Source organism: Pseudomonas sp. PvP089, from assembly GCF_017875165.1.
In the GTDB taxonomy this organism is placed as follows: Bacteria; Pseudomonadota; Gammaproteobacteria; order Pseudomonadales; family Pseudomonadaceae; genus Aquipseudomonas; species Aquipseudomonas fortuita.
The window spans coordinates 5,861,577-5,877,116 of the sequence record NZ_JAGGME010000001.1; the positions used below are offsets into that span (position 1 = coordinate 5,861,577).

At 61.5% G+C, this 15,540-nt stretch carries 13 protein-coding genes; 10 read left to right on the plus strand and 3 right to left on the minus strand.

The features are described from left to right. Positions 1-47: 47 nt before the first annotated feature. From J3A71_RS26820 to J3A71_RS26830, 3 genes are read right to left on the minus strand one after another with little or no spacing between them, the layout of a single operon-like run. On the minus strand, positions 48-815 hold the full coding sequence (locus tag J3A71_RS26820; RefSeq protein WP_016484618.1) for a TerB family tellurite resistance protein: 768 nt from the start codon (positions 813-815) through the stop codon (positions 48-50). A gap of 1 nt (position 816) precedes the next feature. Next, entirely contained in the window at positions 817-1,488 is a 672-nt protein-coding gene (gene murU / locus J3A71_RS26825) for an N-acetylmuramate alpha-1-phosphate uridylyltransferase MurU (protein WP_016484617.1), read from the minus strand. Then, positions 1,485-2,504: a phosphotransferase gene (locus J3A71_RS26830; protein WP_016484616.1), complete on the minus strand. Its 1,020-nt coding sequence runs from the start codon at positions 2,502-2,504 to the stop codon at positions 1,485-1,487. The genes murU and J3A71_RS26830 overlap by 4 nt, the downstream gene beginning before the upstream one ends. Before the next feature lie 130 nt (positions 2,505-2,634). On the opposite strand from J3A71_RS26830, the gene J3A71_RS26835 reads away from it, so the two are divergent. The 10 genes from J3A71_RS26835 (at position 2,635) to J3A71_RS26880 (ending at position 15,512) form a co-directional block, all read left to right on the plus strand. Further along, positions 2,635-5,442 (plus strand): LPS-assembly protein LptD, encoded by a 2,808-nt coding sequence (locus J3A71_RS26835; RefSeq protein WP_024717956.1) that lies wholly within the window; start codon positions 2,635-2,637, stop codon positions 5,440-5,442. Next, entirely contained in the window at positions 5,423-6,742 is a 1,320-nt protein-coding gene (gene surA, locus J3A71_RS26840; protein ID WP_033731906.1) for a peptidylprolyl isomerase SurA, read from the plus strand. The genes J3A71_RS26835 and surA overlap by 20 nt, the downstream gene beginning before the upstream one ends. Beyond that, positions 6,739-7,728: a 4-hydroxythreonine-4-phosphate dehydrogenase PdxA gene (gene pdxA, locus J3A71_RS26845; protein WP_096425497.1), complete on the plus strand. Its 990-nt coding sequence runs from the start codon at positions 6,739-6,741 to the stop codon at positions 7,726-7,728. Before surA ends, pdxA begins: the two co-directional genes overlap by 4 nt. Continuing rightward, entirely contained in the window at positions 7,725-8,525 is an 801-nt protein-coding gene (rsmA, locus tag J3A71_RS26850; protein ID WP_016484612.1) for a 16S rRNA (adenine(1518)-N(6)/adenine(1519)-N(6))-dimethyltransferase RsmA, read from the plus strand. The genes pdxA and rsmA overlap by 4 nt, the downstream gene beginning before the upstream one ends. Before the next feature lie 205 nt (positions 8,526-8,730). Then, positions 8,731-9,111, plus strand: coding sequence for a Co2+/Mg2+ efflux protein ApaG (gene apaG, locus J3A71_RS26855; protein ID WP_016484611.1), 381 nt, complete (start codon positions 8,731-8,733; stop codon positions 9,109-9,111). Beyond that, complete coding sequence (locus J3A71_RS26860; protein WP_096425496.1) at positions 9,111-9,977, plus strand: symmetrical bis(5'-nucleosyl)-tetraphosphatase; 867 nt, start codon at positions 9,111-9,113, stop codon at positions 9,975-9,977. The genes apaG and J3A71_RS26860 overlap by 1 nt, the downstream gene beginning before the upstream one ends. A 14-nt stretch (positions 9,978-9,991) precedes the next feature. Beyond that, positions 9,992-10,324 (plus strand): thiosulfate sulfurtransferase GlpE, encoded by a 333-nt coding sequence (glpE, locus tag J3A71_RS26865; protein ID WP_096425495.1) that lies wholly within the window; start codon positions 9,992-9,994, stop codon positions 10,322-10,324. A gap of 284 nt (positions 10,325-10,608) precedes the next feature. Next, a complete protein-coding gene (locus J3A71_RS26870) occupies positions 10,609-12,531 on the plus strand; it encodes a PrkA family serine protein kinase (RefSeq protein WP_016484608.1) in 1,923 nt (640 codons plus the stop codon). 141 nt (positions 12,532-12,672) lie between these two features. Then, positions 12,673-13,947, plus strand: coding sequence for a YeaH/YhbH family protein (locus tag J3A71_RS26875; protein ID WP_016484607.1), 1,275 nt, complete (start codon positions 12,673-12,675; stop codon positions 13,945-13,947). Continuing rightward, positions 13,944-15,512: a SpoVR family protein gene (locus tag J3A71_RS26880; protein ID WP_096425494.1), complete on the plus strand. Its 1,569-nt coding sequence runs from the start codon at positions 13,944-13,946 to the stop codon at positions 15,510-15,512. Before J3A71_RS26875 ends, J3A71_RS26880 begins: the two co-directional genes overlap by 4 nt. Positions 15,513-15,540 lie beyond the last annotated feature (28 nt).

Sequence of the window (15,540 nt, forward strand, 5' to 3'; positions counted from 1 at the left end):
TGTGGGAGCGGCCTTGTGTCGCGATGGGCCGCACAGCGGCCCCATTTTCACAGGCCCCGGCGCTTACGGATCATGGCGTAGGCCTGATGCAACTCACGGGTACGCTCGGTCGCCTCACGCACCTGCACCTCGCTGGCACCGGTACCCGCCAGCTTGTCCGGGTGATGCCGGCTGACCAGCCGGCGATACGCCTGCTTGACCTTGTCCACATCCGTGTCCGCCTCAACTGCCAGCAAGCGCAACGCTGCGGCATAGGTCATGGCTACCCCTTCCGTTCCGGCTACCTTGCGCGGCTCGTACTCCAGCGACATCGCCTGCACCTGGCGCCGGCTGAGGCCCAGCTTCTGCCCCCAATCCAGCAGCAACTCACGTTCCTTGTTGCCCATCTTGCCGTCGGCCCAGACCATGCGCCAACACGCACGCAGGGTGCCTTCAGCCGCATGCGGCTGCTGGCGAATGCGGCGCAAATGGCTGCCCAGCCGGTCCTTGCCTGCCTTGCCGCGATTGAACGCGGCTATCGCGCGTAGCCGGGCCGCTTCGGCCAGGTCCAGGCGCACCATTTCTTGGCGCGCCTGCCGGATATGCTGCTCGACCACCCGGCCATCGCACTTGGCCAGGCGCCCGAGCATCACGAACAGCAGCTCGTCGTCGCGCAACGCCGAGCGACCGCCCAGGCGTTCGCGCATGTCTTCCCAGCCTTGCAAGCGCAGGCGGCGGTCCATGGCTTGCCCTAACAGCCCCCCGAGCAAGGCCCCCGGAATGCTGGCAACAGCAAAACCGGCACCCATTCCAATCACCGTGCCTGGCCACCACATGTCAGGCGCGCTCGCCAATCAAACGCTCAGCCTCGGCCAGGCGCTCAGGCGTGCCAACATCTACCCAGTGTCCACGGTAGTGCTCGCCAGTGACCTTGCCCTGCGCCATGGCCTGACGCAGCAGCGGCGCCAGCTTGAAGGCACCCGGCCGACAACCGTCGAACAGCGCCGGGTGCAGCACCGAAAGGCCACTGAAGGTCAGCGTGCCCGATGCGGCATCACCATCGACGACCTGCTCGCCTACCAGGCAGAAGTCACCGCGCCCGTGATGGCCAGGGTTGTCGACCAGTACCAGGTGAGCAAGGCCTCGCAAGGGGGCCTGCAGGCCTTTGAAGTCGTAGTCGCTCCAGACATCGCCGTTAACCAGCAGGAACGGCGCGTCACCCAGCAATGGCAAGGCCTTGAAGATGCCGCCACCGGTTTCCAGCGGCTCGCCCTCGGGTGAATAACGGACACTCAACCCGAAGCGGCTGCCATCGCCCAGGTGGTCTTCGATCTGCTGGCCGAGCCAGGCATGGTTGATCACCACCTCGGTAACGCCCGCCGCGGCCAGGGCGTGCAGGTGGTACTCGATCAGCGGCTGGCCGGCGACCGGGATCAGCGGTTTGGGGGTATGCAGGGTCAACGGGCGCATGCGCTCGCCTTTGCCCGCTGCCAGGATCATTGCCTTCATGCACGAGCTCCGGCCTGCAACTCGGCAATCAGCTCACCCAGCTCCGCCAATTCGGGCCGGCGGCCGATCACTTCTTCTATATAGGCGAAGAAACGCGGCACGTCGCCCAGGTAGCGTGGCTTGCCATCACGGTGGCAAATGCGGGCGAAAATGCCGATGACCTTCAGGTGGCGCTGCACCCCCATCAGGTCGCTGGCACGCTGGAATGCTTCAAAGTCACCCTGCACCGGTATGCCGGCTGCCTTCGCCCGCTGCCAGTAGTCTCGCAGCCAGCCTTCGACCCGTGCTTGCGGCCAGCTGAGGAAGGCGTCCTTGAACAGGCAGGTGATGTCGTAGGTGACGGGGCCGTACACCGCGTCCTGGAAGTCCAGTACACCGGGGTTAGGGGTGCTTTGCATCAGGTTGCGCGGCATGTAGTCGCGGTGCACCAGCACTTGGGGCTGGGCCAGGGCGCTGTCGATCAGCAACTGGCTGACGCGCTGCCAGGTGGCTTTCTGTGCTTCGCTCAAAGCTACGCCAAGCTCCCGCCCCACGTACCACTCGGGGAACAGCTCGACTTCACGGCGCAGCAGGGCATCGTCGTAGCTGGGCAGCGGCGCGCCCATTGGCAGGCGCTGGAAGGCAAGCAAAGCCTCGATGGCATCGGCGAACAATCCGTCGGCGTTGTCGGCATTGATAATGTCGAGGTATGTCTCGGTACCCAGATCGCCAAGCAGCAGGAAGCCGCGCTCCAGGTCCTGGGCATGGATCAGCGGCACATGTACACCAGCGGTGGCCAGCAGGTGATCGATGGCGACGAACGGTCGGCAGTTTTCCTGCGGCGGGGGTGCATCCATGACCACGAAGCTATGGCCCGCGCCCTGCCAACGGAAGTAGCGGCGGAAGCTGGCGTCACTGCTGGCGGCGGTCAGGCTGCCTGCAGGCACTTCGCCCCAGGCGTTGTTCCGGAAAAGATCATTGAGCTGCTCATCGAGCCAGACCGTTAGTTGTTGCAGGCGTACATCGTGTTCAGGCATTACAAGGGTCTCCGACGGCCCTAGCCGTCAAGCGGGTCATGCTTTATTATCCAGCATCTTTTTCAGACCATCGAGAGGCGTGCGGCCCCACACGCGGGCAGATGGCACGCAGGAAGCCCGGACTAATAAGATGGCATTGAAATCCCCCGCGTTTCGTAGAAAGTTTCCGTTGCTGGTAACCGGCGGTCTGCTGGCCCTGCAACCTCTGGCCACCTCATATGCAGTGGCAGCCGAACAATTCGACTGCCAAGTGTCCGCCTCCGGTGGTTGGGACTGCAAGCCCAAAGCGCCAGTCAACAACCTGCCACCGCGCCCGGTGCACGAAGGTGCGGCCGTCAGCTCCGGCACAGAAGCCGCGAGCGAAGCCGACACCGCAGACCGGCCAATGCTGGTCACCGAGGCCAAAGGCCGCGGCCTGAAGTCGCGCAGCGAAGACTACAGCCACCTGGACTGGGTACCGCGTGAAAAGCTCACCGCCGCGCAGCTGGCCGAAACCGGCCCGTACTGCGGTGGCGCGTATGTCGAGCCAACCCGCCCGGGCATGGCTGATACCACGCCGAAGGACGAGTCGCCGACCTACATCAACGCCAAGGTGTCCAAGTACCAGCAGGAGCAGCAGATTGCTACCCTCGCCGGTGACGTGGTGATGCGCCAGGGCAGCATGCAGGCCGAAGCCGACGAGGCAAACCTCTACCAGACCGAAAACCGTGGCGAGCTCAAGGGTAACGTCAAGATTCGTGACAACGGTTCGCTGGTGGTCGGTGACCAGGCACAGATCCAGCTCGACACCGGCGAAGCCCAGGTCGACAACGCCGAATACGTGATGCACAAGTCGCACATCCGCGGCAGTGCGCTGTATGCCAAGCGTGGTGAAAACGCCATCATCCGCCTCAAGGACGGTACATACACCACCTGCGAACCGGGCAGCAACGCCTGGCAGCTGAAGGGCAACAACATCACCCTGAACCCGGCCACCGGTTTCGGTACCGCGACCAACGTTACGCTGCGGGTCAAGGATTTCCCGGTGTTCTACACACCGTACATCTACTTCCCGATCGACGACCGTCGCCAGTCCGGCTTCTTGCCGCCATCGTTCAGCAGCAGCAGCGACACCGGCTTCATGCTGGTCACGCCGTACTATTTCAACCTGGCGCCCAACTACGACGCCACGTTGTACCCGCGTTACATGACCAAACGCGGCTTGCTGATGGAAGGCGAGTTCCGCTACCTGACACCTTCGAGCGAAGGCCAGTTCGGCGGCGCCTACCTGAACGACAAAGACGACGACCGCAAAGACCAGACTGACTACAAAGAACAGCGCTGGATGGTCAACTGGCAGCACAAAGGCGGTTTGGACGAGCGCCTGATGACCGAGGTGAACTACACCGACATCAGCGACCCGTTCTACTTCCAGGACCTGGAATCCGACCAGATCGGCGTTGAAAGCAAGGACTTCCTTGACCAGCAAGGTGCGTTGACCTACCGCGGCGACAGCTACACCGCGCGGTTGAACGTGCACGCCTACGAGGCGGCGACCATTTCGCAGATCACGCCTTATGATCGCCTGCCGCAGATTACCTTCAATGGTGTACTGCCCTATCAGCCGGGTGGGTTGAACTTTGCTTATGAAACCGAGGCGGCACGCTTCGAACGTGACTTGAAGAATGACTTCGTTCGAGACAAAGATGGCAACCCGGATTTCTCTGCCGGGGCAGCCGGTCGCCGGCTTGACGAAAACATCCAGGGTATTGAACGTGCCAACGGAACACGTCTGAACGTCGCGCCGTCCATCAGCTACCCGATGACAGCCAGCTACGGTTTCATCACACCCAAGCTGAAGTATGCCTATACCCAGTACGACCTCGACCTGGACAGCAAAGGCAAAGCAGATGCAATCGCCTTGCAGAACGCGAACCCAAGCGCCTACGGCAGCTATGACAGCTCCGTGAATCGCGATGTACCGATCTTTAGCGTGGACAGCGGACTGTACTTCGACCGCAACACGTCGCTGTTCGGTACCAATTACAAGCAGACCCTCGAGCCGCGCCTGTACTACCTCAACGTCCCGTACAAGGACCAGAAGGACATTCCGCTGTTCGATACGGGCGAAACCCTGTTCAGCTACGACTCGCTGTTCCGGGACAACCGCTTCAGTGGCACCGACCGCATCGGCGACGAGAACAAGCTGTCGCTGGGTGTGACCACCCGCTGGATCGAAGACAACGGCTTCGAGCGCCAGAACTTCAGCATTGGCCAGGCTTACTACTTCAAGGACCGCAAGGTCCAGTTGCCTGGGATCGACTACCGCACCCGCAAAGATTCGCAGTCTGACGTGTCGCCGTATGCACTGGTGTACAACTACTACTTCAACCGCGACTGGCGCTTCAATTCGGACTTCAACTGGGACCCGGACAGCCGCAGCACCCGCTCGGGCAGCGCGATGTTCCACTACCAGCCTGAAGACAACCCGAACAAGGTGGTCAACCTCGGCTATCGCTACCGTAATGACACCATTGCCTTCGACTCGACCACAGGTACCTGGAAAGTGGGTGGCGGTGACTACGGCACCCCGGGCGATCCGAACTACATCAAGGACTACTACAAGATCCAGCAGCATGACTTCTCGGTCATCTGGCCGATCGTTCCGCAGTGGAGCGTCATCGCCCGCTGGCAGCATGACTACAACCGCAACCGTACCCTGGAAGCCATGGGTGGTTTCGAGTACGACAACTGCTGCTGGAAGCTGCGCCTGATCAACCGTTACTGGATCGATTACGACGACTTCAGCCAGGCGCTTCCGCAGAACGAAAAAGGCGACCACGGCATCTTCCTTCAGATCGTTCTGAAAGGCCTCGGTGGCGTAGTGGGCAACAAGGTCGAATCTTTCCTCGACCAAGGCATTCAAGGTTACCGTGAACGTGAAGACCAAGCTTATTGATCGTCTGCGCCCAGTGTTGCTGGGCGCCGCTTTGCTGAGTGGCGCGGTGCATGCCGCGGTACAACCTCTTGATCGCGTGGTGGCCATCGTCGACAACGACGTGGTCATGCAAAGCCAGCTGGACCAACGCGTCCATGAGGTACAGCAAACCATCGCCAAGCGCGGCGGCGGCGTGCCGCCGACCAGCGCCCTTGAACAGCAGGTACTGGAACGCCTGATCGTCGAAAACCTGCAGCTGCAGATCGGCGAGCGCTCTGGCATCCGCATTACCGACGAAGAGCTGAACCAGGCCATCAGCACCATTGCCCAGCGCAATGGCATGTCGCTGGACCAGTTCCGCGCCGCCCTGGCCCGTGACGGCCTGTCGTTCGATGACGCTCGCGAGCAGGTCAAGCGCGAGATGATCATCAGCCGCGTGCGTCAGCGCCGTGTGGCCGAACGCATTCAGGTGTCGGAGCAGGAAGTGAAAAACTTCCTCAATTCCGACATGGGCAAGATGCAGATGTCGGAAGAGTACCGCCTGGCCAACATCCTCATCCCGACCCCGGAAGCCGCCAGCTCGGATGATATCCAGAAGGCAGCGCGCAAGGTGGGTGACGTGTACCAGCAGCTGCGCCAGGGCGCCGACTTCGGCCAGATGGCGATTGCCAACTCCGCCAGCGAAAACGCCCTGGAAGGCGGCGAGATGGGCTGGCGTAAAGCCGGCCAGCTGCCACCCGACTTCGCCAAGATGCTCAGCAGCATGCCGGTCGGTGAAATTACCCAGCCTATTCGCATCCCTAACGGCTTCATCATCCTCAAGCTCGAGGAGAAGCGCGGCGGGAGCGAGAACGTGCTGCGTGACGAAGTGCATGTACGCCACATTCTGATCAAGCCAAGCGAAATCCGCAGCGAAGCGGCCACCGAGCAACTGGCCGAGCGCCTGTACGACCGCATCAAGAACGGCGAAGACTTCGGCGAGCTGGCGAAAAGCTTCTCGGAAGACCCGGGTTCGGCGCTCAACGGCGGCGACCTCAACTGGGTAGACCCGAACAGCCTGGTACCGGAATTCCGCGAACAGATGGCCAACGCCCAGCAAGGCGTAGTCACCAAACCGTTCAAGACCCAGTACGGCTGGCACGTTCTGGAAGTGCTGGGCCGCCGCGCCACCGACAGCACCGAACAGGCACGTGAGCAACAGGCCCAGAGCGTCCTGCGCAACCGCAAGTACGACGAAGAGCTGCAAACCTGGCTGCGCCAGATTCGCGACGAAGCCTACGTTGAAATCAAGCTGCCTGGCGCTGACCAGGCCGCCCAGTGAAGCCCCTGCGCTTCGCCGTCACCCCCGGCGAGCCGGCCGGCATAGGCCCTGACCTGTGCCTGCTGCTTGCCGCAGACGCCCAGCCCCACCCCCTGATCGCCATCACCAGCCGTGACCTGCTCGCCGAGCGGGCCACGCAGCTGGGGCTGGCTGTCAGCCTGCTGCCAGTCGTCCCGGGCCAATGGCCCGACCGACCGGCACCGGCGGGCAGCCTGTACGTGTGGGATACCCCTCTCGCCGCCCCGGTGGTGCCAGGCCAGCTCGACAAAGCCAACGCGGCGTTCGTGCTGGAAACCCTGTCCCGCGCCGGGCAAGGCTGCCTGGATGGGCATTTTGCCGGGATGATCACCGCCCCTGTGCACAAGGGCGTGATAAACGAAAGCGGTATTGCCTTCTCAGGGCATACCGAATTCCTTGCCGAGCTGACCCACACCGCGCAGGTGGTAATGATGCTGGCCACCCGCGGCCTGCGCGTGGCCCTGGTGACCACCCACCTGCCGCTGCGTGATATTGCCGACGCCATCACTGCCGAGCGCGTCGAACGTGTAACCCGTATCCTGCATGCCGACATGCGCGACAAGTTCGGCATTGCCAACCCGCGCATACTGGTGTGTGGCCTTAACCCGCACGCGGGCGAGGGCGGCCACCTGGGCCGCGAGGAAATCGACATCATCGAGCCGACCCTGGCCCGCCTGCGCACCGAAGGCATGGACCTGCGCGGGCCGCTGCCGGCCGATACCCTGTTTACCCCCAAATATCTGGAGCACTGCGACGCGGTGCTGGCGATGTACCACGACCAAGGCCTGCCTGTACTCAAGTACAAAGGCTTCGGCGCTGCAGTCAACGTGACCCTGGGCCTGCCGATCATCCGTACGTCGGTCGACCACGGCACCGCCCTGGACCTCGCCGGCACCGGCAACGTCGACACCGGCAGCCTGCGCGTCGCGCTGGACACCGCCTACCAGATGGCCGAGAACCGACCATGAACGAGCAATACCAACACCGGGCGCGCAAGCGCTTCGGCCAGAACTTCCTGCACGACGCCGGCATCATCGACCGCATCCTGCGTGCCATCAATGCCAAGGCTGGCGAACACCTGCTGGAAATCGGCCCAGGCCAGGGCGCCCTGACCGAAGGCCTGCTGGGCAGCGGTGCACAACTGGACGTGGTGGAGCTGGACAAGGACCTGGTGCCGATCCTGCAGCACAAGTTCGCTGGCCGCACTAACTTCCGCCTGCACCAGGGCGACGCCCTGAAGTTCGACTTCAACCAGTTGGGCGTACCGCCGCGCAGCCTCAAGGTGGTTGGCAACCTGCCCTACAACATTTCCACCCCACTGATCTTCCACCTGCTCAGCCATGCCGGGCTGATCCGCGACATGCACTTCATGCTGCAAAAGGAAGTGGTCGAGCGCATGGCCGCAGGCCCAGGCGGTGGTGACTGGGGGCGCTTGTCGATCATGGTGCAGTACCACTGCCGCGTCGAGCACCTGTTCAACGTGGGCCCTGGTGCCTTCAACCCGCCGCCAAAAGTGGACTCGGCCATCGTGCGCCTGGTGCCGCACGAGGTGCTGCCGTTCCCGGCCAAGGACCACCTGCTGCTGGAGCGCGTCGTTCGCGAAGCGTTCAACCAGCGTCGCAAGACACTGCGCAACACCCTCAAAGGCCTGCTCGACAGCGCGGCCATCGAGGCAGCCGGCGTGGATGGCAGCTTGCGTCCCGAACAACTGGACCTGGCGGCCTTTGTGCGCCTGGCTGACCAGTTGGCTGATCAGCAAGCCTGATATCGCTTGTACCGGCCTCTTCGCGGGTAAACCCGCTCCCACAGGTACGCCACAGCCTTCGAATACTGTGCAATTCCTGTGGGAGCGGGTTCACCCGCGAAGAGGCCGGCGCTGACAACAAAGACCACAAGCCCCACACCGCTGGCCCTCCCCCCTCCCAATGGCCTAGACTGCATTATTGCGTCAGCTCGCCCAAGGCCCTTGCATGTCCGACCCCCGCTATCAAATCGACGTCAACGTCGTGACTCGCTACCTGAAAGAACAATCCGACCCGGAAAACAGTCGTTTCGCTTTCGCCTACACCATCACCGTCCAGAACAAAGGCTCGCTGAAAGCCAAGCTGCTGTCACGCCACTGGCTGATCACCAATGGTGACGGCGAGGTCGAGGAAGTACGGGGTTCAGGCGTGGTGGGCCAACAGCCCAACATCGACCCGGGCCAGAGCCATACTTACAGCAGCGGTGCGGTGATCACCACCCGGGTGGGCACCATGCAAGGCAGTTATCAGATGTTCGCCGAAGACGGTAAGCGCTTCGACGCCGAGATCGCCCCCTTCCGCCTCGCAGTGCCCGGGGCGCTGCACTGATGGCAACCTACGCCGTCGGTGATCTGCAGGGCTGCCTGCAGCCCCTCAAGTGCCTGCTGGAACGTGTCAGTTTCAACCCGGCCGTTGACCGCCTGTGGCTGGTCGGTGACCTGGTCAACCGCGGCCCCGATTCACTGGAAACCCTGCGTTTTCTGTATTCGATACGCCAGTCGCTGGTGTGCGTGCTCGGCAACCATGACCTGCACCTGCTGGCCGCCTGGTACAACGTCGAGCGCCTGAGGAAAAGCGACACGCTGCGCGAGATCATCGAAGCACCGGATGCCGACCAGCTGTTCCACTGGCTGCGCCAGCAAAAACTGCTGCATTACGACGAGGCAAGGGGTATCGCCATGTCGCACGCCGGCATCCCGCCGCAGTGGACGCTCGGCCAGGCCCTTGGTCTTGCGGCTGAGGTGGAAGAAGTATTGCGCGACGACGGCCGCCTGAAGCTATACCTCGACGGCATGTACGGCAACGAGCCGAACAAGTGGAGCAAGAACCTCTCCGGCATCGAACGCCTGCGGGTCATTACCAATTACTTCACACGCATGCGCTTCTGCACCGCCGAGGGGAAACTTGACCTCAAGAGCAAGGAAGGCCTGGGCACCGCGCCCAAGGGCTACAAGCCCTGGTTTGCCCACAAGGACCGCCGCTCGCGGCATGTGAAGATCATTTTCGGCCACTGGGCTGCCCTCGAAGGCCGGGTCAACGAGCCAGGCGTCATCGCCCTGGACACCGGCTGCGTGTGGGGCGGCGCCATGACCCTGTACAACGTCGACAGCGGCCAATACCACCGTTGTGACTGCGCCGACGACGGCACCCTGCGCCAGCCGGCACAACCCACTACACTCAACGACCACACCTGAAGGAAGTAGTACCCATGAGCGAATTCAAGCGCATCCCTCCCGAGCAGGCCTTGGAGCTTCGCAAGCAAGAAGGTGCGGTCGTCGTCGACATTCGCGACTCCCAAGCCTTCGCCGCCGGTCATATCACCGGTGCCCGGCACCTGGATAACCATTCGGTTGCCGATTTCATCCGCAACGCCGACCTCGATGCACCTACCCTGGTGGTCTGCTATCACGGCAATTCCAGCCAGAGCGCTGCCGCCTACCTGGTCGGCCAGGGCTTTTCCGACGTGTACAGCGTGGACGGCGGCTTTGAACTGTGGCGCGCCACCTACCCGGCCGAGACCGCCCAAGGCACCGTCGAATAAAAATTTTCATTTCTACTGCAGCCCGCGCCCTGTGCGGGCTTGCGGCTTATCTGACGAACGGTAGTTCGCAACTTCTCCGCCCCTCCCCCTTGAACTTGCCGATAACCAACTATTCTTAAGCGCAGGCCATCCAGAAAAAGGGGAGAGCCGGTACACCGGCGTGCGGGTCATCGGTAGCGTTACAGGGTGTTCTGGGGGGTATACAGCAGCCGGCAAAACCGGTTGCATGCCAGCATCAGCTGACTGATCCGGCGTCGTCTCCACGTATCGAGCGAGGTGACGTCATGAGTATTTTTAGCCACTTCCAACAACGTTTCGAGTCCACGCGCCAGGAAGAACTCTCGCTGCAGGAGTACCTCGAGCTGTGCAAAGAGGATCGCAGTGCCTACGCATCGGCGGCCGAACGGCTGTTGCTGGCCATCGGTGAGCCAGAGCTGATCGACACCTCTACCAACTCCAGGCTGTCGCGCATCTTCTCCAACAAGGTTATCCGCCGCTATCCGGCCTTTGCCGACTTCCATGGCATGGAAGAGTGCATCGACCAGATCGTGTCTTATTTCCGCCACGCCGCCCAAGGCCTGGAAGAAAAGAAACAAATCCTCTATCTGCTGGGCCCGGTGGGCGGCGGTAAATCGTCGCTGGCCGAAAAACTCAAGCAGCTGATGGAAAAGGTACCGTTCTATGCCATCAAGGGCTCGCCGGTATTCGAGTCGCCCCTGGGGCTGTTCAACGCTACCGAAGACGGGGCCATCCTCGAGGAAGAGTACGGCATCTCGCGGCGCTACCTGAACACCATCATGTCGCCCTGGGCCACCAAACGCCTGCAGGAGTTCGGCGGCGACATCAGCAAGTTCAAAGTGGTCAAGCTGTACCCATCGATCCTCAACCAGATCGCCATCGCCAAGACCGAGCCGGGCGACGAGAACAACCAGGACATTTCCGCCCTGGTCGGCAAGGTCGATATTCGCAAGCTTGAGGAATTCCCGCAGAACGACGCCGATGCCTACAGCTATTCGGGCGCGCTGTGCCGGGCCAACCAGGGCCTGATGGAATTCGTCGAGATGTTCAAGGCCCCGATCAAGGTCCTGCACCCACTGCTCACGGCCACCCAGGAAGGTAACTACAACAGTACCGAGGGGCTGGGTGCCATTCCGTACACCGGCATCCTGTTGGCCCACTCCAACGAATCGGAGTGGCACACCTTCCGCAACAACAAGAACAACGAGGCGTTCATCGACCGGATCTACATCGTCAAGGTGCCGTACTGCCTGCGCGTCAGCGATGAGATCAAGATCTACGACAAGTTGCTGATCAACAGCTCGCTGGCCAAGGCCCATTGCGCGCCAGACACCCTCAAGATGCTCGCCCAGTTCACGGTACTTTCGCGCCTCAAGGAGCCAGAGAACTCCAACATCTACTCGAAGATGCGCGTCTACGACGGCGAGAACCTCAAGGACACCGACCCCAAGGCCAAGTCGATCCAGGAGTACCGGGACTCGGCAGGCGTCGACGAGGGCATGAACGGCCTGTCGACCCGCTTCGCCTTCAAGATCCTTTCCAAAGTCTTCAACTTCGACCCACACGAAATTGCGGCCAACCCGGTTCACCTGCTGTATGTGCTTGAACAGCAGATCGAACAGGAACAGTTCCCTGCCGAAGTGCGCGAACGCTACCTGCGCTACCTGAAGGAGTACCTGGCACCGCGCTATATCGAATTTATCGGCAAGGAAATCCAGACCGCCTACCTGGAGTCCTACAGCGAATACGGCCAGAACATTTTCGACCGCTACGTGCTGTACGCCGACTTCTGGATCCAGGACCAGGAGTACCGCGATCCGGAGACCGGCGAAATCCTCAACCGCATCGCCCTCAATGAAGAGCTGGAGAAAATCGAGAAACCGGCCGGTATCAGCAACCCGAAAGATTTCCGCAACGAAATCGTCAACTTCGTGCTGCGTGCCCGTGCCAACAACAACGGGAAGAACCCGAGCTGGCTGAGCTATGAAAAGCTGCGGGTGGTGATCGAGAAGAAAATGTTCTCCAACACCGAAGACCTGCTGCCGGTCATCAGCTTCAACGCCAAGGCCAGCAAGGAAGACCAACAGAAACACAACGACTTCGTCACGCGCATGGTGGAGCGTGGCTACACCGACAAACAGGTTCGCCTGCTGTCGGAATGGTACCTGCGGGTCAGGAAATCGCAATAAAGCGGCAAGCTTCTAGCCGCAAGCTGCAAGCTGCCCGGCGTCGGCGCTTCTGTCTACGCCACAGCTTGCAGCCGCGGTGGCTGCTCTTTCTTGCAGCTTGAAGCTCGTGGCTTGCAGCTGCATCCAGTCACCGGAGGGACCATGAGCTACGTTATAGACCGACGCCTGAACGGCAAGAACAAGAGCACGGTCAACCGCCAGCGCTTCCTGCGGCGGTACCGTGAACACATCAAGAAAGCCGTCGAAGAGGCGGTAAGCCGCCGTTCCATCATGGACATGGAACATGGCGAGCAGATCAGCATTCCGGGCCGCGACATCGACGAACCCGTGCTCCACCACGGTCGTGGGGGTAAACAGACCGTTGTGCACCCCGGCAACAAGGAATTCACTGCCGGCGAACATATCCCCAGGCCCCAAGGTGGCGGCGGGGGTGGCGGCGGCCGCGGCAAGGCGGGCAACTCCGGCGACGGCATGGATGACTTCGTCTTCCAGATCACCCAGGAAGAGTTTCTCGAGTTCATGTTCGAGGATCTCGAACTGCCCAACCTGGTCAAACGTCACCTGACCGGCACCGACACCTTCAAGACCGTACGCGCAGGTATAGCCAACGAGGGCAATCCGTCACGCATCAACATCGTGCGCACCCTGCGCTCGGCGCATGCCCGGCGTATTGCCCTGACCGGCAGCAGCCGCGCACTGCTGCGCGAAGCACAAAAGGAACTCGACCGCCTGCGGGTCGAGGAGCCGGACAACTTCACCGATATCCAGGAAATCGAACAGGAAATCGAGCGCCTGAAGGCACGCATTAACCGCCTGCCCTTCCTCGACACCTTCGATCTCAAATACAACCTGCTGGTCAAGCAGCCCAACCCCAGTTCCAAGGCGGTGATGTTCTGCCTGATGGACGTCTCCGGCTCCATGACCCAGGCCACCAAGGACATCGCCAAGCGCTTCTTCATCCTCCTGTACCTGTTCCTCAAGCGTAACTACGACCGCATCGAAGTGGTGTTCATCCGCCACCACACCAGCGCCCGGGAAGTCGACGAGGAAGAGTTCTTCTACTCACGGGAAACCGGCGGCACCATCGTCTCCAGCGCGCTCAAGCTGATGCAGGAGATCATGGCCGAACGCTACCCGGCCAGCGACTGGAACATCTACGCCGCCCAAGCGTCGGACGGCGACAACTGGAATGACGACTCGCCAATCTGCCGCGACATCCTCTCCAAGCAGATCATGCCGCACGTGCAGTACTACACTTACGTCGAGATCACTCCCCGTGAGCACCAGGCGCTGTGGTATGAATACGAGCGCATCGGCGAAGCATTCCCCGACACGTTCGCCCAGCAGCAGTTGGTATCGGCCGGCGACATCTACCCGGTCTTCCGTGAACTCTTTCAGCGCAGGTTAGCCACATGACCGCCAGAGCACAGAGACGCCAACCCATTTCCACCGGGTCCGAGTGGACGTTCGAGCTGATCCAGACCTACGACCGGGAAATCAGCCGCCTGGCCGAGCGTTACGCCCTGGACACTTACCCCAACCAGATCGAGGTCATCACGGCCGAGCAGATGATGGACGCCTATGCCTCGGTCGGGATGCCGCTGGGTTACCACCACTGGTCCTACGGCAAGCAGTTCCTCAGCACAGAGAAGTCCTACAGCCGCGGCCAGATGGGCCTTGCCTACGAGATCGTGATCAACTCCGACCCGTGCATCGCGTACCTGATGGAAGAAAACACCATGTGCATGCAGGCACTGGTGATTGCCCACGCCTGCTACGGCCACAACAGCTTTTTCAAAGGCAACTACCTGTTCCGCACCTGGACCGACGCCAGCTCGATCATCGACTACCTGGTGTTTGCCAAGCAGTACATCGCCCAGTGCGAAGAGCGCCACGGCATCGACGCTGTGGAAGACCTGATCGACTCCTGCCATGCCCTGATGAACTATGGCGTGGACCGCTACAAGCGGCCCTACCCTATCTCCGCAGAAGAGGAACGGCGCCGACAGAAAGAACGCGAGGAGCACCTGCAGCGCCAGATCAACGACCTGTGGCGCACCATCCCGAAAAGCGCCGAGCGGGGTAATGAACGCGATGATGCGCGCTTCCCCGCCGAACCACAGGAAAACATCCTCTATTTCATCGAGAAGAACGCCCCGCTACTCGAACCCTGGCAGCGTGAGGTGGTGCGCATCGTGCGCAAGATCGCCCAGTACTTCTACCCGCAGCGCCAGACCCAGGTAATGAACGAAGGTTGGGCAACCTTCTGGCACTACACGCTGATGAACGACCTGTACGACGAAGGGCTGATCACCGAAGGCTTCATGATGGAGTTCTTGCAGTCGCACACCAGCGTGGTATTCCAGCCCGGCTTCGACAGCCCCTATTACAGCGGCATCAACCCCTACGCGCTGGGCTTTGCGATGTACACCGACATCCGCCGCATGTGCGAGAACCCGACCGAGGAAGATCGCCACTGGTTCCCCGACATTGCAGGCAGTGATTGGCTTTCTACCATCAAGTTCGCCATGAGCAGTTTCAAGGACGAGAGCTTCATCCTGCAGTACCTGTCACCCAAGGTGATGCGCGACCTCAAGCTGTTCAGCATCCTTGATGACGACCAGCGCGACGACCTGCTGGTGCCAGCCATTCACGATGAAGCCGGCTATCGGGTGATTCGTGAGCTGCTGGCCGCGCAGTACAACCTGGGCAACCGTGAACCGAACGTGCAGATCTGGAGCGTCGACCGTCGCGGTGACCGCTCGCTGACCCTGCGCCACCAGCAACACAACCGCAAACCGCTGGGCGACTCTACCGAGGAAGTGCTCAAGCACCTGCATCGCCTGTGGGGCTTCGATATCCACCTGGAGACCGTGCAGGGCGAGCATGTGATGAAAACCCACCACATGCCACCCCGTGGCGAGCATGGCGAAAGCGCGGACTACGGGCGCATGGACCTGGCAGTCATTCACCATCTCTAGTGCACCGCCATAACGGCCGACGGGTTAT

Excerpts from the sequence above, each read along its gene's own strand:
- apaG (WP_016484611.1), top strand. The coding sequence starts at position 8,731 with ATGTCCGACCCCCGCTATCAAATCGACGTCAACGTCGTGACTCGCTAC.
- J3A71_RS26835 (WP_024717956.1), top strand. The coding sequence starts at position 2,635 with ATGGCATTGAAATCCCCCGCGTTTCGTAGAAAGTTTCCGTTGCTGGTA.
- J3A71_RS26820 (WP_016484618.1), bottom strand. The coding sequence starts at position 815 with ATGTGGTGGCCAGGCACGGTGATTGGAATGGGTGCCGGTTTTGCTGTT.
- J3A71_RS26880 (WP_096425494.1), top strand. The coding sequence starts at position 13,944 with ATGACCGCCAGAGCACAGAGACGCCAACCCATTTCCACCGGGTCCGAG.
- J3A71_RS26830 (WP_016484616.1), bottom strand. The coding sequence starts at position 2,504 with ATGCCTGAACACGATGTACGCCTGCAACAACTAACGGTCTGGCTCGAT.
- J3A71_RS26870 (WP_016484608.1), top strand. The coding sequence starts at position 10,609 with ATGAGTATTTTTAGCCACTTCCAACAACGTTTCGAGTCCACGCGCCAG.
- J3A71_RS26860 (WP_096425496.1), top strand. The coding sequence starts at position 9,111 with ATGGCAACCTACGCCGTCGGTGATCTGCAGGGCTGCCTGCAGCCCCTC.
- J3A71_RS26875 (WP_016484607.1), top strand. The coding sequence starts at position 12,673 with ATGAGCTACGTTATAGACCGACGCCTGAACGGCAAGAACAAGAGCACG.
- murU (WP_016484617.1), bottom strand. The coding sequence starts at position 1,488 with ATGAAGGCAATGATCCTGGCAGCGGGCAAAGGCGAGCGCATGCGCCCG.
- rsmA (WP_016484612.1), top strand. The coding sequence starts at position 7,725 with ATGAACGAGCAATACCAACACCGGGCGCGCAAGCGCTTCGGCCAGAAC.
- glpE (WP_096425495.1), top strand. The coding sequence starts at position 9,992 with ATGAGCGAATTCAAGCGCATCCCTCCCGAGCAGGCCTTGGAGCTTCGC.